This is a genomic window from Hafnia sp. HMSC23F03, assembly GCF_001816025.1.
Classification (GTDB): domain Bacteria; phylum Pseudomonadota; class Gammaproteobacteria; order Enterobacterales; family Enterobacteriaceae; genus Hafnia; species Hafnia paralvei.
In genome coordinates this window covers 99,804-119,579 of record NZ_KV824214.1, presented here as the reverse complement: position 1 = coordinate 119,579, position 19,776 = coordinate 99,804, and the positions used below count along the sequence as shown (strand labels likewise).

The window sequence follows — 19,776 nt, the reverse complement described above, 5'->3', positions numbered from 1 at the left end:
TTTAGTATGAAACGTAAAACGCTTCTAACGGGCAGCAAAAAGGCGGTTAATGTGAGCATCGATCAAGGACTGATACAGCAGGCAAAGGCACTCAATATCAATTTATCTGCAGTGATGGAGGATGCACTGCAACGGGCAGTGATTGCCGAGGGTCAACAGCAGTGGCTGGCAAATAATCGTCAAAGCATTGCTGCGTACAATCAGGATGTGGAAGAGCATGGCGTATTCAGTGATGGCCTGAGGTCTTTCTGATGAGCCAGTTTTGCGTATATGAAAACCGGGATCGCGCGTCGGCAAAGCGCTTTCCCTATCTTCTGGATGTTCAGCACGATTTTTTGTCATCTCTGTCCACTCGGATGGTCATCCCGCTGGGGTTGAAAAATCCATCATCGCCATTGACTGAGCAAGAGCGTTTGATCTTGAGCTTTAAGATCGAAGGGCAAGAGGTGCTGTTGATGACGCCGCAGATGGCGGGTGTTGCCCTGTCCCAACTGGGTGAGCAAGTTGATGACTTGGGTTACTGCCGAGATGATATTGTCGGGGCGATGGATTTCTTAGTCTTTGGGTATTAGTGGTTTCGTCCTTGAAACCGTTGCCGTGTATCTATTTATCCGTTAATTATCTGGCAGCTAATAGCGGGAAGGCATTCCTTTCGGGCGAGTCTTGAAGCGACGGTGCATCCACATATATTGATTCGGCGCGCGTAAAATTTCTTGCTCAACGACTTTATTCATCGCTGCTGCCGCTACGGTTTCGTTTTCCAGCGGGAAATCTTCCAAACGTGGCTGAATAATCATGGTGTAGCCACTGCCATCTTCGGCTCGAATGGCATTGAACGGAATAATCGCAGGTTTTCCCATACGTGCCAGAATGTATGTGCCGGTGGTGGTCGCAGCCTGTTCTACGGCAAATAGTGGAACGAATACGCTGCTGCGTGGGCCGTAATCGTGATCGGGCGCATACCAGACAATTTCACCCTCTTTCAACGCCCGGATCATGCCTTTAACGTCTTTGCGATCCAGCATGTATTTGTTAGATCGTAGACGTCCCCAAGTTTGCATCCAGTCGACAACTTTGTTGTCGTTCGGGCGATAAACACCCACGCCGGGATTGTGAACGCCAAAAATGCGAGCGCCTAATTCCAGCGTGAGAAAATGCAAACCAATCAGCAAAACACCTTTTCCTTCCTGTTGTGCTTTGGTGATGTTTTCTAACCCTTCGGCTTTACACCAGCGGTTAATTCGCCACGTTGGCCAAAACCAAGCCATACCGGTTTCAATAAGTCCCATACCCACGGACTCAAAATTTTTGGCAACTCTTTCTTTACGCTCAGACTCTGGCATTTCAGGGAAGCAGAGCTCCAAATTACGTAAAGAAATTTTTACCCGGCGTTTCATAAACTTCATCGCAGTTCTGCCTAACCACGTTCCTAATTTAAACAGCCACGGATAAGGTAAGAGGACTAAAATGTATAGCACTCCTAGCCCTAGCCAAGTTAACCAGTAACGTGGGTGCAGTAGTTCGCGCTCGAATTTCGGGTAAACGTGATTGTCAGCCATAACGGAGAAACCAGAACCTCGGTCAATGAATTGAGAGCCTATTGTAATAGAAATAACGGCGCTTGTGATAATATCGCCGCCATCTTAGTCTGTTTTGGAGCCTGGGGATGAAAGTAACCCTACCTGATTTCCGTCATGCCAACGTACTGGTTGTGGGTGACGTAATGTTAGATCGCTACTGGTATGGACCAACTAGCCGTATTTCACCGGAAGCGCCAGTGCCTGTCGTAAAAGTGGATACCGTTGAGGAGCGTCCTGGCGGTGCGGCTAACGTGGCCATGAACATTGCATCCCTTGGTGCAAACGCCCGTTTGGTGGGTTTGACCGGCATCGATGATGCGGCCAGAGCGCTGAGTGCGAAGCTGGGTGAAGTGAATGTTAAATGCGATTTTGTCTCGGTGCCGACGCATCCGACAATTACAAAACTGCGTGTTTTATCGCGTAACCAGCAACTGATTCGTCTCGATTTTGAAGAGGGTTTTAGCAGTATTGATCCTCAACCGATCTTCGACAGAATTCAGCACGTATTGCCAAAATTAGGTGCGCTAATTTTATCCGATTACGCGAAAGGCGCCCTGAACTCCGTCCAACAGATGATTCAATTAGCGCGTGCGGCGAACGTTCCCGTGCTGATTGATCCAAAAGGTACCGATTTTGAGCGTTACCGCGGTGCTACGCTGTTAACGCCAAATCTGTCTGAGTTTGAAGCCGTTGTTGGCCGCTGCAAAACCGATGAAGAATTGGTTGAGCGTGGTTTGCAACTGATGCGTGAATTTGAGCTGACGGCGTTGTTGGTGACGCGTTCTGAGCAGGGAATGACGTTACTACAGCACGACCAGCCACCTTTACACATGCCGACGCAGGCGCAGGAAGTTTATGACGTGACCGGTGCGGGCGATACGGTTATTGGCGTGTTGGCAACGTGTATTGCCGCAGGCACTTCGTTGGAAGAAGCCTGCTTCTTGGCTAATGCTGGTGCCGGTGTCGTGGTTGGCAAGCTGGGGACGTCAACGGTTTCTCCGATTGAACTGGAAAATGCCATTCGTGGACGCAGCGAGACGGGCTTTGGCGTAATGAGTCAAGACGAGCTAAAAGTGGCTGTCGCCAATGCTCGCCAACGTGGTGAAAAAGTCGTTATGACCAACGGCGTTTTTGACATTCTCCACGCGGGGCATGTCTCTTATTTAGCTAATGCGCGTAAGCTTGGCGATCGCCTGATTGTCGCGGTTAACAGCGATGCATCAACTAAACGCCTAAAAGGCGAAGAGCGTCCGGTGAATGCGTTGGCACAGCGTATGATTGTGCTGGCGGCGTTGGAAGCGGTGGATTGGGTTATCTCGTTTGAAGAAGATACTCCGCAGCGCATTATCTCTGAAATCTTGCCAGACCTGCTGGTCAAAGGTGGCGACTACAAGCCGGAAGATATTGCTGGTGGCAAAGAGGTTATCGCTGCAGGTGGTGAAGTGCGTGTGCTGAATTTTGAAGATGGCTGCTCAACCACCAATATTATAAAAACCATTCGTCAGGGGCACGAGTAAAGGCCTGACGCACGACAATCGGAACACACTGTGAGTGGATTAAAGCAAGAGCTGGGATTGGCTCAGGGCGTGGGGCTACTGTCGACTTCCTTGTTAGGAACGGGCGTATTTGCCGTTCCTGCGTTGGCGGCATTAGTGGCGGGCGATGATAGCTTATGGGCTTGGCCCATTCTGATTGTGCTCGTTTTTCCGATTGCTATTGGCTTTGCCGCGCTGGGACGTCATTTTCCTAGCGCCGGCGGCGCTGCTCATTTCGTCGGTATGGCATTTGGGCCGCATATGGCTCGGGTAACGGGCTGGCTTTTCCTCTCGGTTATCCCTGTTGGTTTGCCAGCGGCGTTACAAATCGCGGCAGGCTTTTGGCAGGCCATGTTTGGCTGGCATGGTTGGCAGCTACTGCTGGTCGAGGTCGGCACTCTGAGCGCGGTGTGGTTTCTCGGTACGCGAGGCGCCGGTTCTAGCGCTAACCTTCAGACGCTGATTGCTGCACTGGTTGTGGCTCTTGTAGTGGCTATTTGGTGGCGCGGGGGGATCTCTCCTGCCGAAATTCCATTCCCTCAACCGTCTGATGTTAGCCCTGGTAATTTATTCTCCGCTTTGGCAGTGATGTTTTGGTGCTTTGTTGGCTTAGAAGCCTTTGCTCATTTGGCTTCTGAATTTAAGCATCCTGAACGTGATTTCCCGCGGGCGCTGATCATCGGTTTGGTGTTGGCTGGGATTGTCTATTGGGGATGTACGGTCGCCGTGCTGCACTTCAATGCTTTCGGAGCGGAAAAAGCAGCGGCTGCGTCATTGCCGGGGATTGTAGTTCAACTGTTTGGACAGAAAGCGCTTTGGGTCGCCTGTATTATTGGCTATCTCGCCTGTTTTGCCAGCCTGAATATTTATACTCAAAGTTTTGCACGTTTAGTGTGGTCACAGGCGCAGCTACAACAGGGCAGTCGTCTGGCGAAACTTTCTGTACGTCAGGCGCCGGTTAATGCGTTAAATGTGGTTCTTGGCTGCTGCTTGGTATGTGCGGTTGGCATTTTTACTCTAGGCATCGCTTTAGATGAATTGATCATCTATGCCAATGGCATCTTTATTATGATCTATCTACTGTGCATGCTGGCGGGGTGTCGATTGCTTAAAGGGCGTTCACGTCTGATGGCGGCAATAGGTGGAGTATTATGCTTACTGCTGTTGTACATGGTGGGATGGAAAAGTGTGTACGCCATCGTTATGTTAGCCGCTCTGTGGGTTTTCCTGCCGAAGCGCACCACCGCGAGCGCTTAGATTCGTATTAATACCGTTGTTTTCTCCTGCATACCGAACAAACAAAAAAACGGAAGCCTAAGCTTCCGTTTTAGTTTTGAGTCTAAGTTGGATTATTCCGCGTCTTTGGTCGTCGTTTCTGTTGCTGCCAGTTTTTCTTCTAGTGCTGCGAGGCGTTGTTCCATCAGGGCGAGTTTCTCGCGGGTACGCATAAGAACTTGAGTCTGCACGTCAAACTCTTCACGGTTGACTAAATCCATACGGTTGAACTGTGCTTGTAGGATTTGGCGGATCTTCTTCTCGACATCATCCCCGAACTCACGCAGTCCTTTTGGCATAGATTCATGCACCTGACGAGCAATTTGTTCAATTTTCTTCGGGTCAATCATGGAGTGTTCCTTGGTCGTTATGGTCATGCGTTGTGGCTTCACACCACGATCAGAACGAATGACGATGATATTGAGCTGCGGCATAGCCGTGATGCTTTAAGCCCATAGTGTAATGCGAGTTGGCTAACGGATAAACCTCTGTGATCGTTCTTGGATAATCAGGAAAGCCGATTGCCCAAATTAGTCATTAGCGTTATAGTTGGCTTGCTTATTCTCAGGGCGGGGTGGAAGTCCCCACCGGCGGTAAATTTATGCATAACGCATGCCTTTAAAGGCGTGGCGAAATCATAAAAAGCCCGCGAGCGCTTACGCTGCAAAGTGTAAGGACAGCAGATCTGGTGTAATTCCAGAGCCGACGGTTAGAGTCCGGATGGGAGAGAGTAACGATACCTGTTGGGTTTATCCCACTCGCGTTATTAGGCGCGTAGGCCGTAGGCTTGCGTTTGCCACTCCTCAAAGCTGCCCTGATTCTGGTAATCCATATAATTAATGAGGTTTTTTTACCATGAATCAGACTTTACTTTCCGATTTCGGTACTCCGATGGAACGTGTTGAACGTGCGCTGACTGCACTGCGTGAAGGACGTGGTGTGATGGTGCTCGACGATGAAAATCGTGAAAACGAAGGCGACATGATTTTCCCTGCTGAAACCATGACTGAAGAACAGATGGCGATGACCATCCGTCACGGTAGCGGCATTGTGTGTCTGTGCATCACTGAAGAGCGTCGTTTGCAGTTAGATCTGCCAATGATGGTCAGCAATAACACCAGCCACTACGGCACCGCGTTCACCGTGACTATCGAAGCCGCCGAAGGCGTTACTACCGGTGTTTCTGCCAAAGACCGTTTGACCACCGTGCGTGCGGCGAGTGCAGAAGGCGCTAAGCCTTCTGATTTGCATCGCCCAGGTCATGTATTCCCACTGCGTGCGCAAAACGGCGGTGTGTTGACGCGTCGTGGCCATACCGAAGCCACTATTGATTTAGTCACTTTGGCTGGCTTCCGTTCCGCGGGTGTACTGTGCGAACTGACCAACGACGATGGCACTATGGCTCGTGCTCCAGAGGTGATTGTGTTTGCTAACAAACATAATATGCCCGTTGTGACTATCGACGATTTGGTTGCATATCGTCAGTCTCAAGAGAAAAAAGCGAGCTAATTGCTTGCTAGCCAAACGAAAAAGGACAGCCTAGGCTGTCCTTTTTGCTATTGAGACTGGATTAACCTAATGGGCTGCTCTGAAGCAACGTTAGGCTAAATCCCATCACGGTCATACCGCACAAAACGCCATAGCTCGGGTTATTCTGCGGATCGATTTCTTTCGCCAACGGCATGAGCTCATCGACTGACAGCGCGACCATAATCCCGGCCACCATCGCCATAATCGATGCCATGAATACTGGAGAGATAGCCGGTCCCAGCAGGAAGAATGCCAGCAGCCCTCCTAAAATCTCAGCAAAACCTGAAATACTTGCCCACCACAACGCTTTAGTTTTCGAACCTGTTGCGGCGTAAACCGGCCCAGCTACCGCAAGACCCTCTGGAATATTGTGAATAGCAACGGCTAACGCAATTCCCATTCCGAGTTCGAGATCGGAGCTTGCGGTGACAAAGGTGGCTATCCCTTCTGGAAAGTTGTGCAGGCTGATGCCTAATGTCAGCAGCATCGCCGTGCGGCGCAGGTTACGCGTTTTCCCCGCTTTAGGAACATCCATCAGATCGTGAGCATGTTGATGAGGCAACATCCTGTCCAATAGGAAATAGCCCACTAAGCCAATGATAAACATGCCGTAACCGAGCATAGGCGACATGCCTTGGGTATCTAGCGCGGCGGGTAGCATTTCCATTAACGAAATCAGCAGCATAATCCCTGCTGCAAAGCCGAGCGCAAAGGCTAAAACCCGGTTAGATGGTTTTTGCCCGACGATGGCTAACAACGCGCCGACAAACGTGGCACCGCCAGCAAGCAGAGTCAGAATGAGTGGTACTGACATAGCGCCTCCTTGTTGATAATGATTCCTATTATTGTTTTAACCTATCAGTAAGTAAATAGCGAATACAAAGTTATTACCAATAGAATTAATAACTCAACCTCATCGTGAGACGAAAGACTTTGGCTGGCAGAGAATATTCAAATTTACTGACAATCATCATCATGGTTATCTGGCAGACGATTTGTTGAATTGTGAGTACTGTAGAGGGATTCGGAGGCAGCGCCCTCCAGTAGATAAGAAAAGGATAATGTTATGACGACCTCTCGTATGCCTGCGTTGTTTCTCGGTCACGGTAGCCCGATGAACGTGCTGGAAGAAAATGATTACACGGCGGCTTGGCGCGAGTTGGGTCGAACGTTACCGCGTCCAAAAGCGATTATTGCCGTGTCTGCCCATTGGTTTACACACGGCACTTTCGTTACTGCGATGGAACAACCGCGCACTATCCATGACTTTGGCGGATTTCCACAGGCGTTGTTTGATACTCAATATCCTGCTCCGGGGGCCCCTGAGCTGGCTCGTCGAGTTCAGCAATTGCTCGAACCGGAAATGGTGCATTTAGATCACAGTGAGTGGGGATTGGATCACGGTACTTGGGGCGTGTTAATTAAAATGTATCCTGATGCTGATATTCCAGTGATCCAGCTTAGCATCGACGGAACACAGCCTGCGGCTTATCACTTTGCCTTAGGTAAAAAACTGTCGGCTTTACGCGATGAGGGCGTGATGATTGTGGCGAGCGGAAACGTGGTGCACAACCTGCGTATGGTGAAATGGCAAGGCGACGCTGAACCTTATCCGTGGGCATTCAGCTTTGATAATTTTGTGCGCGAGAATCTGGCGTATAAAGGTGAGGATCATCCACTGGTTAACTTTATGCAGCATGAGGGAGCGGAATTATCCAACCCTTCGCCAGAACACTTTCTGCCGCTGCTTTATGTCCTAGGTGCTTGGGACGGTGAAGAGCCAATCCGTGTCCCTATTGACGGTATCGTGATGGCGTCGCTGAGTATGTTATCTGTCGTCGTCGGAGAGTGAGCCCTGTTTATCGTTTGGGCGCGCGGGGTGCGCGCCCAAATCTTGCAATCATGGCATTTGAAGAAATTTGCCTGAAGGCTAGAACGACGAATTTGTGAGTTATTGCATATTAACTTTATGCTGGCGCATCAGGCTTTTTTCTCAGGAACATCCACATCAGTCCTAACCAAACCAACCCGCTGATAAGCCCATACACATTAAATACGCCGCTTCCTGCCCAAAGATAAATACGTTTTGCCAGCTCGATTCCCAATGCATAGATGCCGATGGTTGTCATACCCAGTGCCGCCGCGACGGTACCTTTGCGCATATCGCTGGCAAACAGCGTTAGGCGATAAAGCCCTGCGTTGATAAGACCCGTACCGAACGCGTAGAGACTTAGGCCAGCGATAGTCCAAAGGTAGGCATGCGGTGTAAACACGGTGCCAAAAGCCGCTAGCGCTAGTCCTGCGATGATAGGAGGAGCGCCAAGCCAAAGCGGTTTTTCAATCGGCATTTTGCCAGCAATGCGTGCCAGCACTAAATTTCCGGCAATGAGCGCAATGAAAATTGGCACCTGTAGCCAGCCGTAAGCTACTGGTGTCAGACCTTCTCCGTCGATCAGAATGACGGGCGAAATAGCCACCCAGGCCAACAACGGCAGAGCAGAGAAGCCAATTGATGTGGCGCCGCAGACAAAGCGTAAATTACCAAATATATGACGGTAATCAGCCAAGAGAGACTTTAGACGTAGTTTTTCTCCCTGAGACTGCGCGGTTTCCGGCATGCCTTTCCACAGACCCAACCATGCGACAAAAGCAACCAGCGCGAATACGGCAAACATGCTTTTCCATGGCGCAAATTGGATGAAGGCGGCACCCGCCAGGGGGCCAATCAGCGGTGCAATCAGGGCCACGTTTGCCATTAGCGCCATTAGCTTAATGCTGAGCGTTTGGTCGAAGGCCTCTTGCACAGCGGCATAGCCTACTGCACCGATAAAGCACAGACTGATTCCTTGAATGAAGCGCATCAGGATAAATTGCTCAATGCTGGTGGTAAACAGGGTCGCGATACAGGCGACAACGAATAGCATGACACCAGTGAGCATGACTGGCCGGCGGCCAATCCGGTCAGATAGCGGCCCAAGCAACCATTGCAGCATCATGCCGCCAAATAAGTACGCGGTTAATGAGGTTGGAACCCAGCTCACATCAGCATTGAAATCACGCACGACATGGATCATGCCCGGTTGGATCATGTCGTGGGCGATATAGGTCGCAAACTCGAAAAGTACCAGTGCAAGAGGGAACAGCACGGCGCGGCGAGTGAGCTTAGAAGCAGCAATATAGGATGACATCTCGGGTGATTACTCGGTTATTTATATCCGTCATACTTGAAGCTGCATCTGTGTTGGCTGTGCTCGCTCACCCGAATCACTTACTAGAATAAGTGATTCGGGGTTATCTCGCTTGCCGCCTTGGTGCAACTCCCATTATTTTGGATATATATCCATTATTTAGGATATAAGACTCCGGAAGAATAGCCCCGCCCTTTATAGGCTAAGGGCTTTATAGTATTTAAACCCGTTATTTAAAAACCACTAGCGGGTTATCTAACTGACCAGCAAACTTTAGGTTTTGCGATGGATCGCTGAGATTGATCATCTGGCGATTGTTCGCTAACTGTAGGCGGTTCAGGCAAGAGTGCGTAAACGCGGGGCTGAACATATCGTAACGTGCAAAGCGCTCCGCTAACTCAGGATGCGCCTGCTGATAGTCAGTCACACACTCTGAGACTCGTTGCCAGAACTGCTCCTGAGAATAGTCTCCTTGTTCGTGTAAGATCGCGGCCATGAAGCGGAAGAAACCGTCGAAAACGTCGGTGAAGATCGACAGAATCTTCAGCTCATCGGGAACAAATACCGCCACGCGTTTGGCTTTTTCTGGCAGATCGGCGTTGGGATCCATCACCACGATTTCTTCGGCGATATCCTTCATGAAAACGTGTACCGGCGTGTGGTTTTCCAGCACTAGAATCAGGTTTTCACCGTGTGGCATAAAAGCTAGATCGTAGGTGTATAGGCAGTGCAACAGCGGGCTAAGGTAGCTTTGCAGATAGCGTTTCAGCCATTCGCCCGTCTCGAGGCCAGAAGCTTGAATCATTGCAGGTAGTAGAGCGTTACCTTCACGATCTTGATGCAGCAGCGCCGCCATCGTCATAACACGTTGATTTGGCTGGATCAGCGCCAGTGGGCTTTCGCGCCACAGCGCTGCCATCATTTTTTTGTATGGCGTATCACCGCTTACTGCGCTTTCGTAATAGTGATTGCGATAGCCGATGGTGGCTACTTCGCGCAGCATACGGAAACCATAGTCGCGCAGGCAAGCGTCGTTATCGATGAGCTCGGCCAGCCATTCATTGATGCCCGGAGTGGTTGCCATGTAATACGGCGATAGGCCACGCATGAAACCCATATTCAGAATCGATAATGCGGTTTTGACATAACGCTTGCGGGGGGCGCTGGTGTTAAAGAAGGTACGGATCGATTGCTGTGCCTGATAGTTATCATCACCGATACCCAAATAAACCAACTCACGTTTAGCGATATCGGGTGCGAAAATCCCTGTCAGCTTGTTCTGCCACTGCCATGGATGAACCGGCATGAAGATATAATCGGTAGGATCCAAATCTTGTGCCATGAGCTGTTGGCGGAAATCATTCACCACGCTTGGGGTGAGCTCTTCTTCCAGCAATTGCTGATAACTTAGTTCTTCAATGCTGGCGAAATGGGCTTTGCTTTTGTGCGCGGCGAGCCAGACGAAATTGATGGGGGCGGCGGCTTCTGGCGCGTAGGCTTGGTAGTCAAAAGCGTCAAAACCGATACGGCCATTGTTCGCCACAAAGGCGGGATGGCCTTCCATCATGGCACCTTCCAACGTTTGAAAATCGGCGTCCAATAGCTGTTCAATCAAAACGCCTTCACGCAGATGTTTAAATGCGCTGCTGTAAAGCGTGCTGGTGATCTCTTCCATGTAAGTCGGTAGCATTTCTTGAGGAATACCAAGCACATCTTTGAATTCAATGATGAAGCACAGAGAGTCTAATTCCTGCTCAACGCCTGCCTGGGTCTTACGCAGAGATTCGGCATTGATGGCCCAATGCTCCAATGCTAGACGACGTGCGCGGAAGTGATAAACCACGTCGCCCTGTGGCGCAGCAAGCTGGTAGTCGGCAAGTTCTTCAGGAGACGCAGGGTGACTAATGCATTTTGGCGTAATCAAACGCTCGTGAGCAAATTCAGCAATGGCTTTGCGAACGTGTAGGCGATTGGCTTTGCTCCACAGTTCTGGGGTCAGATGCGCGATAACGTGACGGTTTTGTTCAGATACGGGCAAATGAGAAAATTGAGTATGAGCGGTCATGCGTGAGTCTCCTGACGGGAAACAGAGTGATATTGCGCGTCATGGCGCAGAGCGGCGGCGTGCTGGTCACGGTCACAGAAGGCCAGCCATGCCGTTTTGTTTGCCAGCTCGATTTTATGTTGGTAGACGAATCCGGCACGTTTATTTAGGCGATGAATTTTCTCGTTGCGCACGTCGGGTTCTACCACGATACGGGCTACGCGTTCGTCGCTAAACATGAAGGCAACGATGGTCTGGAAGACCGCCCAGGTAAAACCGCTGACGGGTTTATCCGCCGGAGCGACCAAAATGTGCATACCGTAATCGCTGCTTTGTGCTGGATAGCACTGACCCACCGGATCGTGGATTGCCTGATATCTCTCTAATAAAAACGTAGGTTTACCTTGATATAGGCCGATAAACGCGCCGTCAGGGTGGTGCTTGAGCAGATCCAGATAGAAATCTCGCACCTGCTCTACTGATTGTTCCATCATGCCCCAATAGCGTGCATAAGGTTGACTGACCCAGCTATGTAGAAGCTCGGCATCTTGAATGGCGTCCAACGGGCGAAGTGCGAAATCCCCGACGTCAGCCACCTGATGTTCAAAAACATAACTCATAACAAATCTCCGGTTTGCGGAGCAGCAAACTGTTGGAAGGCAATCTGTTCTTCAATGGGATAGTGCTCAGTACCGGTTATTTCTCGCAGGATCCATGAATTGCGATAGCAGGCCATGCCGAGATCGGGGGTGACAAAACCGTGGGTATGTAACTCGGCGTTTTGGACAAAAATCTCATTGTGCTGGGTGTCGATCGAATAATTTCGAGCCACGTCGTAGCGGCCTTTTTCATCCCATGCAATTCGGTCGTGGATCGGTTGTAAAAACGCTGGTGGCTGGTGGCGATATCCGGTGCACAGGATCACAGCCTCGCTGTTAATGGCAAAGTGTTGATCCTGTTCATGCTGATGTAGCGCCAGATTCAAGGCTTTGCTATTGGTTGTGTTCTGTACGCCGGTTAATGCCGTGTTGGTGAACAAGCGGGTGTTCACGTGCCCATCGAGACGTTTGATATACAGCAGATCGAAAATGTCGTTAATCAGACTGCTATTAATACCTTTGTAGAGCTGTTGGCTCTGCATATTGAGCTGGTCACGCTTTTCGGCAGGCAGTTGGTGGAAGTAATCCACATATTCTGGTGACGTCATTTCAAGCGTGAGTTTGGTGTATTCCAGCGGGAAGAAGCGAGGTGCACGCGTGACCCAGTTTAACTGATAACCATATTTATCAATTTCGGAGAGAAGATCGTAATAGATCTCGGCCGCGCTTTGCCCGCTGCCGACCACCGTAATTGAGCGGCGGGTTTGCAGTTCCTCTTTGTGGTGCAGGTACTGGCCAGAATGCACCATGCGTTCAGCCATTGGCTGGCAGCAGTCGGGAATGACAGGGGAAGGGCCAGTGCCAAGAACTAGGCGGCGAGTTTCAAACTTCAGTTTCTGACCGTTGCGAGTATCGCTGCAATGAACGTGATAGCAATGACTATCTTGATCGTATTCCACACGTTCAACTTTGGTATTAAATCGCAGATTGCTCAGGCGTTCAGTAGCCCAACGGCAATACTGGTTGTACTCCTTGCGCATCAAGAAGAAGCTTTCGCGAATGTAGAATGAGTAGAGTCGTCCCTGCTGTTTGATGTAATTGAGGAAACTCAATGGGTGCGTCGGATCTGCCAGCGTCACCAGATCGGCCATAAAAGGCGTTTGCAGATGAGCACTTTCCAGCATCATGCCAGGGTGCCAATCAAAGCCCGTGTTTTGGTCGAGAAAAAGCGCATTGACCTGCGATAGCGGCTGAGTCAAACAGGCCAGTCCCAGATTAAATGGCCCAATACCGATGGCGATAAAATCGTAAGGCTGCGTTGCCGCGCCGGTCTGAGAGGATAAGGAGAACTGGGTCATAGATCTTACCTTAGTTAGGTATTCACGAGTGGTAACAGTACAAAATCGATGCTCAGCATTCTTCCAGCGTTCTAGATTTCGGATACGGGCGGTGGAGCTGGCGTTAAATGACGCCATGACGTTAATTTAAAAGAGTTAGTTTTTATAAAAGGGTGCCGGTATATCCGGCATCCCTGTTTTAGAAGGTGCTTAGAAGGAATATTTCACGCCGACGACCACAGAGCGTTCTGCGCCGAACCAGCAGTTATTGCTGTCATAGCAGCTGGCGACATAACGTTTGTCAGTGATGTTGTTCACGGCCATTTTGAGCGTGGCGTTATCGAGTGCTGGCGTTAGGTTACCAAGCTCATATGACGCAGCCATGTCATACAGCGTCACGGCTGGCAGTTGCTCGGTATTGCTCTGGTTGGCTTCCATACGGCCAATGTAACGAATACCCGCACCAATGGTGAGACCACGAAGGAAAGTGTCATCAATGGTGTAGTTAGCCCATGCGCTGGCGTTATCTTTGGCTGTTTGTACCGGACGGTTACCAATGAGTGACTTGTTGGCATCCTCGGTAATTTTCACGTCGGTGTAGGCATAGTTTGCCGTTAACAGCAGGTTTTCCAGCGGCGAGGTACGAATTTCGAATTCATAACCTTTCGACTCAATTTCCCCACTCTGGTATTTCTCGTAAGGGTCAACGCCGTTCGGATTGGAGGTTAGCGCATTCTCTTTTTTGATATCAAACACAGCGGCCGTGAAGATAGTGTTTTGGCTTGGTGTTGCAAATTTCACCCCACCTTCCCACATCTTGCTGGTTTCAGGTTTGTAAGAACCCCCGCTTTTGTTACGTCCCGCTAAAGGCTCAAAGCCTTCGGAGTAGGCAACATACGGAGAAATACCGTTATCAAAGTGGTACATCGCGCCATAGCGTTGGGTGTACTTACTCTGGCTGAAGGTTTCGTCAGTATCGGCACCGTATTGCAGGCCGTAGGTGCGTTTTTCGTATTGGTCATAGCGACCACCGGCGAGAATTGTTAGCTTGTCGAGATCGATTGAATCCTGCCAGTAGTAACCATTCTGATGCATGCTGTAGCGCACGTTGGTTGCCAGAGAGGGATCCCATGCAATGTTGCCACGATTAATTTCGCTGTTGTCGCGGTCAAAGATATCGATGCTTGGTGCCACGGCATCTTGATATTCAGTCTTGTTGTTCTGCCATTGGTAATCGAAGCCCAACAGTACGTTATGGCGCAGGAATGCGGTATCAAACTTACCGGCAATCTGGTTATCAATATTGAAGGAGTCCATGCTTTCGTCAGTCATATACATACGACGGCCTAGAGTACGGCCATCATCAGCCAATCCAGTACTGTAAGTATTTTCCTGATAAGCCGTGATGTGCATGAAACGAGCTTTTTGGGTGAATGACCAATCATCGTTGAAGCGGTGGTCATACTGGTAGCCCACAGACTCTTGCTTGCGCTTGTACGCTTCCCAGTTGTGGTCACCTAAATAGACATCCGTAGGCAATTTGCCATAAGGCGAGTATTTAAATGTGCCTTCACCTGGCAGGGACGTATATACGCCCGCCTTAGGATCGTTTTGCAGGAATGCCTGCACTAACAGACTGTTATTATCGTCGATATCCCAACGCAGCGAAGGCGCTAATAGATAACGTTCGTTCTTGGAGCCTTCAGCCTGTCCATCAGATGCGCCAGCTAAACCAACAAAACGATAGCTAACATCGCTGTCGCCAATCTGTCCGGTAGAGTCGATTTTTCCCTCACGGCGATTATCGCTGCCGGTATCGAATTCAACGTCGGTATTTTGGATTTTCTGCGGTTTTTTGCTGATCATATTCACGATACCGCCAGGGGAGGCGTTACCGTATAAAACGGATGCTGGGCCTTTCATCACTTCGATGCGGTCCAACATGTAGGTATCTACCTGACCCTGAATGTTCCACTCGTTGTAAGGCAGCTGTAAGCCATCAAGGTAGTTTTCGCTGTTTTTAAAACCGCGAATGGTGAATTCGTCAAAACGGGTGATTGCCCCGCCACGGTTTTCGGTAGTGACACCAGACACATAGCGCAATGCTTCGTTGAGCGAGCTAATCCCACGCTCGTCCAGCTCTTGTCCTTCAACGGTATTGATGGTCTGAGGAGTATCCTGCGCGGTCAGATCTGATTTAGTCCCGGTGTTTTCATAGCTTCCTAGAGGAGGAAGACTGGATTTGGCGCTAACGACGATTTTGTCTTCGTTGCCAGAGGTTGCTGTATCAGTTTCTGTAGCGGCAAAGGCGCTCAAAGGGAGAAATAAGCAGCCGATAGGTAACGCGGCTTTTAACGAAGAGCAAATAAACGCATTGTATTTCATCTAATGATCCCTGCTTGAAAAGCACGAAAATCTAATAATTAATTGTGAGCACTCTGGTCATCACTGGTTGTTAACCAGTCAATGACATCGCTTCATCAAATGCGATACAGAATGATAATTATTCTCGTTAGCTTTGGTAGCTTTTCTTCAGGGAAAAAGGGGAAAACTATTTTTCTTTGTGATCTTTGTCACATATTAATCATTGTTTATCATGATTAACCTTATAAATATCATTGAATTTAATGAGTTGCTGTCATTAAAACGCGATATCTTAATGTGTTTTTAATCTAAGGGAATATGGCTTTAGCTGAGGAAATGCATGCTGGGAGATAAACTAACAAGAGAAGGGGGGAGATACGAAATATAAACGAGTTACGATGATATAGGTTGACGATATCAACCTATATCAAAGCAAGCTTAGTTCACCGTTGAATGAACAAGAGCTCAGAGATGCCAGTCTGACTAGATCAAATCACCTGTTTTTGGATCGGCACCATACTTGTTGTCTCCACGAGTACCTTCTTTGCAAAGAGTAATCAGTAGAATGATAGGGCCAACAAGTGGTATCAGAGCAATGAAATAAAACCAGCCTGAATGGTCGGTGTCATGCAGTCTTCTGTCAATGAGAGCTATACTTGGAACAAGTATGGCTAATGCATAAATTATCGCTAAGATGCTAAAGATAATGCCCAGCATACTATCTGAGAATATACTCGTTAACACAAATAACACAACGCTGATAATGGATGAAAACAGGGTAAACATCCAATATTCTTTGCGGCGAGCACGACCATTGAAATTAGCGTAATTTTCTTTGACTACTTTGAGAAACCATTCCATGTACAAAACTTCCTTGCGAGTAAGTTGAAATATCATGGATATAATAGTTTTTTTTTAAAGAAGTTTTGCTTATTTCAACGTGAAGCAATGCTTAAATAACCATATCTTATTGAACGATAAAGTTAGTTTCTGGACGTTCTGCTTTTGGATCGGGCCCATAACAATTATCGCCGCATGTGCCTTTTTTGCAGAGAAATACAAACAGAACGATAGGGCCAATAAATGGAATGAAAGAAATTAAGTAAAACCAACCGGACTGGTTTGTATCGTGTAGCCTTCTGACGAGAACGGCTAGATGTGGAATTAGCGTTAAAAGCATATACAGTATGGAGAGAATAGCAGTGAGACCCGAAATATCAGTTTCAATTGTTATAGAAAGCCATAGAATGAGTGCCAGTATAAGCATATGGAAAAGTGAAAACATCCAGTACTCTCTACGGCTAGCACGGCCATTAAACTCTGCGTAATTTTTCAACGCATGAATATACGAATTCATTGAATCAAATCCCTTGATTTAAAGAGGGGATAGGATACTCGACAGGTAACCAATAAGCCTGATATTGATCAATAAGCCCGCTATTTATAATGGCATTTTTAACGCAAAAATAATTACCCTAAATTTAATGGGCAATCACCACACTCTTTCATTTTAGGCAGCTTATAGCGCTGGCAGCAGGTGCGGCGCTGAATCGTACCGTTACGCATCAGAACAGTACGATAGAGTGGATTCTCTTGCCCATTTGGGAATACCGCCGTAAAGAATAGCGCATGTTCTAGCTGAGAAAAGGTGACGTCGCCGAGCAGAGGGCGAAGTTCCCCCAAATACCAATGCATCACATAACCAATGTTGCTCCACATGAGCTTGGCGTTTAAAACACCCTGCCGTGCAATCGCATTGACTGCCGGAAGCAAATGACGTTCAACCAGTGACACGATCCTCTGCAGAGGTGTGCTATTGCGAGTCTCGCTGGATATCAGTTTTGGATAATAGATAAATGCCTCAGGCCGTCCACTTTCGTGGAAGCGAACTTTGAACTGGCGGATATGTGGATCTAAAGGGGCAGAATGCTGGAGTAACAGCAGCATCATGGGCGGCACCAGCAACCCAAAATACCACTGAGCCCACAGTGATTCTAACGGTTTGGCTTCTGGGCTTTTGTCTGGAAACTCGGCGTAGTGTTCATGCTGATAACGCGACATAAGCTTGGCGTACGTTCCCGTAGCGGACCACTGCATTGCGGATAAATCATGGCTAGATGCAGTTTCATCAATCAAAAACGTTGTCAGGAAATGAGGATAATGCTGGCTGAAAAGCGCGGTTAACTCTTCCGCTTCTGGCGGAAAAGCGGGAAATACCGCAGGAAGGTAGGCATCGAGCTCAGTCAGCGCAGTTATCTTCACCAAAGCATCCTAGATAGCAGGGATAAAAACGCAATAATACTGATAACTATTATCAATCGCAAGAATGCGAAGCGAAAAATGCGGTGAGGGTAGAAAAGGAGAAAGATTGGCGGCTAAGAGTGTGTCCTTGGCCGCATAGCGCTGCGGATATAGAAAAAGTAGACATATTTCTATTTGGTATTATACAAAATAGAATAATTTAAGCGTCGGTGCCGCAGTCTATATTTGATCGATTGACTCGCTGTCATATCCGTAGCGTATATAAACAGTTAGGCCTCTTTTTGCAGTGAAACTCTATTACGACCTTTCTGCTTAGATAGGTACAGTGCCTGATCGGCGCGAGCGATAGCATTCTCTAAATTATTATTGTACATCTCTGAAAGACCCGCTGAAACGGTGACTACGCTGTACCCATTTGGCTGGTATTCATTTATCAGTGCTAATTGTTCCACATGTGAACGAATATGTTCACAGATTTGGATGGCTAACGTCTCAGAAGCATCGCGTAAAATAAGTAAAAACTCTTCGCCGCCGTAGCGAACAGCTAAATCTCTGCTGCGTACGGCTTCTTTGATAATCTGAGCAATGGCCGTCAATGCGGTATCACCATACTGATGGCCATAATGATCGTTATAAAGCTTAAAAAAATCGATGTCTATCATCACAACAAAATGTTTGTGTTCAGCAGTGCAGTCGTTGCTCATGTGATGAAATTGAAACTCCAGACCACGACGATTGAGTAACGCAGTGAGTGGGTCAATCATGCTGAGGTCGCTGAAGCGGGCCTTATCGCGTTCAAGTTGGTTTACTAATTGACGAGTGAAAGCCTCGCGTCTGCGGGTTATGGCGTGGTGAAGGGATAGCGCCATAATTGGTAATGCCAGCACGAATAAGATACGCGTCATATTATGGAAGTCCTCCAAAATAATAACGGTAATCGCCACAGGGATAGCATTTAGGCAAAAGGCCAATAAATTGTCAGAAAGAGTCACCGCAGCAATAAAAAAAACGCTAAACAAATTGATTAATAAAAATTCGTGCCCGCTTACATCGACGTGCCGATATTTTACTGCAATATGAAATGACCACAGTACCCCCAATAACAGTGCAGCAATATTGAGCTTTAACAGGTATTTTTCACGATGCCATATCAGCGATATGGCAGAAAATAGGCAAAAAACGAAAATGCCGATTCCTGCAATCGTATACGGTGGATCTGTTTGTAATGGGTTCAGCAACGCATAAAATGATGTCGCACCATTTAACAGAATAAATAGCAGGAAGGTCATATGGCTTTTGCTATTTAATAACTCATCGTAACTTTTTGCGTTCATTAAAAATGGGCTCGTGGCTGTCAATATTGCTCGGATTAGGAATTTGAAATGACTGGATGTTCTCAGTATTAGAAAAAATCTTCTGAGATTATTCTTATTCGGCGATAAAAGTAACAGTTTTGATCGGAGAAGTCATGTGCTTGTAATTAATGTGGGTTACAGGGAAATGAAGTGGATAAAAAATCATCACTTTTTTGCCTCTATGCGCGATGAGAGTGGGTACACATACAGAATTCATGGGTGAAAATTAAAAAATCTCAGTTTATGATATTGGGAATCATTATCATCTATGGTGCGATTTATGCTGATAGTATCGATAGCGTTGCTGGCGGTGTGGGGGATAAGCCTATGGGCATGGCGATCATTGAGCGGGATTTGGGGGATTAGTCTACCAACATTGGTTTTACCCTTGCTGATCGTCTCGAATCTGAATTTATCTTTTTTAAAAGGCATGATGGTTCTAGCTATGCTAACAACGCTGGCTATGCTGTTTAATCCACGCTTGCGCGATTATATTTTACTGCCGTCCGGTTTAGCTCTGGCGGGAGGACTTGCGACAATTTCTTTAAATTACAATTACTTTGGTGTCTAACTGCTGGGAGGAGACTGAAATACATGTGTACAAAGAGGAGAGGGAAGTTGTTAAAGCTCTGGGATATGCAAGGATAAGGCAGGATAAGAAAGAAACAATCTGTTGGTGCGAAGAGAGGGACTTGAACCCTCACGTC

Annotated in this window: 19 protein-coding genes, 1 tRNA gene and 1 riboswitch (1 of these 21 cut by a window edge); of the genes, 7 read left to right on the top strand and 13 right to left on the bottom strand. The window is 48.1% G+C overall.

From position 1 onward, the window contains the following. Positions 1-6 precede the first annotated feature (6 nt). Together HMPREF3091_RS06180 and HMPREF3091_RS06175 are read left to right on the top strand one after the other, a co-directional pair. Positions 7-252 carry a type II toxin-antitoxin system CcdA family antitoxin gene (locus tag HMPREF3091_RS06180; RefSeq protein ID WP_070714805.1) on the top strand — a complete coding sequence of 82 codons (246 nt, stop codon included), beginning with the start codon at positions 7-9 and terminating at the stop codon, positions 250-252. Beyond that, on the top strand, positions 252-572 hold the full coding sequence (locus HMPREF3091_RS06175) for a CcdB family protein (RefSeq protein WP_004846678.1): 321 nt from the start codon (positions 252-254) through the stop codon (positions 570-572). The genes HMPREF3091_RS06180 and HMPREF3091_RS06175 overlap by 1 nt, the downstream gene beginning before the upstream one ends. A 57-nt stretch (positions 573-629) precedes the next feature. Here HMPREF3091_RS06175 and HMPREF3091_RS06170 read toward each other — a convergent pair whose 3' ends face one another. Next, positions 630-1,559, bottom strand: a complete 930-nt coding sequence (locus HMPREF3091_RS06170) for a Kdo(2)-lipid IV(A) acyltransferase (protein ID WP_004846680.1) — start codon at positions 1,557-1,559, stop codon at positions 630-632. 107 nt (positions 1,560-1,666) lie between these two features. On the opposite strand from HMPREF3091_RS06170, the gene hldE reads away from it, so the two are divergent. Then, entirely contained in the window at positions 1,667-3,097 is a 1,431-nt protein-coding gene (hldE, locus tag HMPREF3091_RS06165) for a bifunctional D-glycero-beta-D-manno-heptose-7-phosphate kinase/D-glycero-beta-D-manno-heptose 1-phosphate adenylyltransferase HldE (protein WP_008814969.1), read from the top strand. A gap of 30 nt (positions 3,098-3,127) precedes the next feature. Beyond that, a complete protein-coding gene (gene yjeH, locus HMPREF3091_RS06160) occupies positions 3,128-4,372 on the top strand; it encodes an L-methionine/branched-chain amino acid transporter (RefSeq protein ID WP_070714804.1) in 1,245 nt (414 codons plus the stop codon). Positions 4,373-4,464: 92 nt separating this feature from the next. On the opposite strand, the gene HMPREF3091_RS06155 is transcribed toward yjeH, so the two are convergent. Then, positions 4,465-4,740, bottom strand: coding sequence for a ubiquinone biosynthesis accessory factor UbiK (locus tag HMPREF3091_RS06155; protein WP_035502660.1), 276 nt, complete (start codon positions 4,738-4,740; stop codon positions 4,465-4,467). A gap of 206 nt (positions 4,741-4,946) precedes the next feature. Beyond that, positions 4,947-5,126: riboswitch (FMN riboswitch) on the top strand. A 119-nt stretch (positions 5,127-5,245) separates the two neighbouring features. On the opposite strand from HMPREF3091_RS06155, the gene ribB reads away from it, so the two are divergent. Further along, positions 5,246-5,899, top strand: a complete 654-nt coding sequence (ribB, locus tag HMPREF3091_RS06150) for a 3,4-dihydroxy-2-butanone-4-phosphate synthase (RefSeq protein ID WP_004846689.1) — start codon at positions 5,246-5,248, stop codon at positions 5,897-5,899. Between the two features lie 61 nt (positions 5,900-5,960). On the opposite strand, the gene zupT is transcribed toward ribB, so the two are convergent. Beyond that, positions 5,961-6,734 (bottom strand): zinc transporter ZupT, encoded by a 774-nt coding sequence (gene zupT / locus HMPREF3091_RS06145; RefSeq protein WP_004846692.1) that lies wholly within the window; start codon positions 6,732-6,734, stop codon positions 5,961-5,963. A gap of 252 nt (positions 6,735-6,986) precedes the next feature. Between zupT and ygiD the strand changes: the two genes are divergently transcribed. Next, on the top strand, positions 6,987-7,772 hold the full coding sequence (ygiD, locus tag HMPREF3091_RS06140) for a 4,5-DOPA-extradiol-dioxygenase (protein ID WP_070714802.1): 786 nt from the start codon (positions 6,987-6,989) through the stop codon (positions 7,770-7,772). A gap of 115 nt (positions 7,773-7,887) precedes the next feature. On the opposite strand, the gene HMPREF3091_RS06135 is transcribed toward ygiD, so the two are convergent. The 9 genes from HMPREF3091_RS06135 to HMPREF3091_RS06095 all read right to left on the bottom strand — a co-directional run bounded on the left by HMPREF3091_RS06135 (position 7,888) and on the right by HMPREF3091_RS06095 (position 19,048). Next, positions 7,888-9,108 carry an MFS transporter gene (locus tag HMPREF3091_RS06135; protein WP_070714800.1) on the bottom strand — a complete coding sequence of 407 codons (1,221 nt, stop codon included), beginning with the start codon at positions 9,106-9,108 and terminating at the stop codon, positions 7,888-7,890. A gap of 229 nt (positions 9,109-9,337) precedes the next feature. Continuing rightward, positions 9,338-11,173 (bottom strand): IucA/IucC family protein, encoded by a 1,836-nt coding sequence (locus HMPREF3091_RS06130; protein WP_070714799.1) that lies wholly within the window; start codon positions 11,171-11,173, stop codon positions 9,338-9,340. Next, positions 11,170-11,772 carry a GNAT family N-acetyltransferase gene (locus HMPREF3091_RS06125; protein ID WP_070714798.1) on the bottom strand — a complete coding sequence of 201 codons (603 nt, stop codon included), beginning with the start codon at positions 11,770-11,772 and terminating at the stop codon, positions 11,170-11,172. The genes HMPREF3091_RS06130 and HMPREF3091_RS06125 overlap by 4 nt, the downstream gene beginning before the upstream one ends. Next, complete coding sequence (locus HMPREF3091_RS06120) at positions 11,769-13,109, bottom strand: lysine N(6)-hydroxylase/L-ornithine N(5)-oxygenase family protein (RefSeq protein WP_004846702.1); 1,341 nt, start codon at positions 13,107-13,109, stop codon at positions 11,769-11,771. The genes HMPREF3091_RS06125 and HMPREF3091_RS06120 overlap by 4 nt, the downstream gene beginning before the upstream one ends. A gap of 189 nt (positions 13,110-13,298) precedes the next feature. Next, positions 13,299-15,473 (bottom strand): TonB-dependent siderophore receptor, encoded by a 2,175-nt coding sequence (locus HMPREF3091_RS06115; protein WP_070714796.1) that lies wholly within the window; start codon positions 15,471-15,473, stop codon positions 13,299-13,301. Between the two features lie 462 nt (positions 15,474-15,935). Continuing rightward, positions 15,936-16,313 (bottom strand): DUF805 domain-containing protein, encoded by a 378-nt coding sequence (locus HMPREF3091_RS06110; RefSeq protein WP_035502615.1) that lies wholly within the window; start codon positions 16,311-16,313, stop codon positions 15,936-15,938. A gap of 106 nt (positions 16,314-16,419) precedes the next feature. Continuing rightward, positions 16,420-16,809, bottom strand: a complete 390-nt coding sequence (locus HMPREF3091_RS06105) for a DUF805 domain-containing protein (protein WP_070714793.1) — start codon at positions 16,807-16,809, stop codon at positions 16,420-16,422. Positions 16,810-16,922: 113 nt separating this feature from the next. Beyond that, positions 16,923-17,714 carry a siderophore-iron reductase FhuF gene (gene fhuF, locus HMPREF3091_RS06100; protein WP_083321375.1) on the bottom strand — a complete coding sequence of 264 codons (792 nt, stop codon included), beginning with the start codon at positions 17,712-17,714 and terminating at the stop codon, positions 16,923-16,925. Between the two features lie 269 nt (positions 17,715-17,983). Continuing rightward, positions 17,984-19,048: a GGDEF domain-containing protein gene (locus HMPREF3091_RS06095; protein ID WP_070714792.1), complete on the bottom strand. Its 1,065-nt coding sequence runs from the start codon at positions 19,046-19,048 to the stop codon at positions 17,984-17,986. 301 nt (positions 19,049-19,349) lie between these two features. Between HMPREF3091_RS06095 and HMPREF3091_RS06090 the strand changes: the two genes are divergently transcribed. Further along, the gene (locus tag HMPREF3091_RS06090; RefSeq protein ID WP_035502616.1) at positions 19,350-19,640 is read left to right on the top strand and encodes a DUF1435 family protein; all 291 of its coding nucleotides are present in this window, start codon (positions 19,350-19,352) and stop codon (positions 19,638-19,640) included. Between the two features lie 103 nt (positions 19,641-19,743). Here the strand turns inward: HMPREF3091_RS06090 and HMPREF3091_RS06085 are convergent. After that, a tRNA-OTHER gene (locus HMPREF3091_RS06085) sits at positions 19,744-19,776 on the bottom strand; it runs 53 nt beyond the window's last position.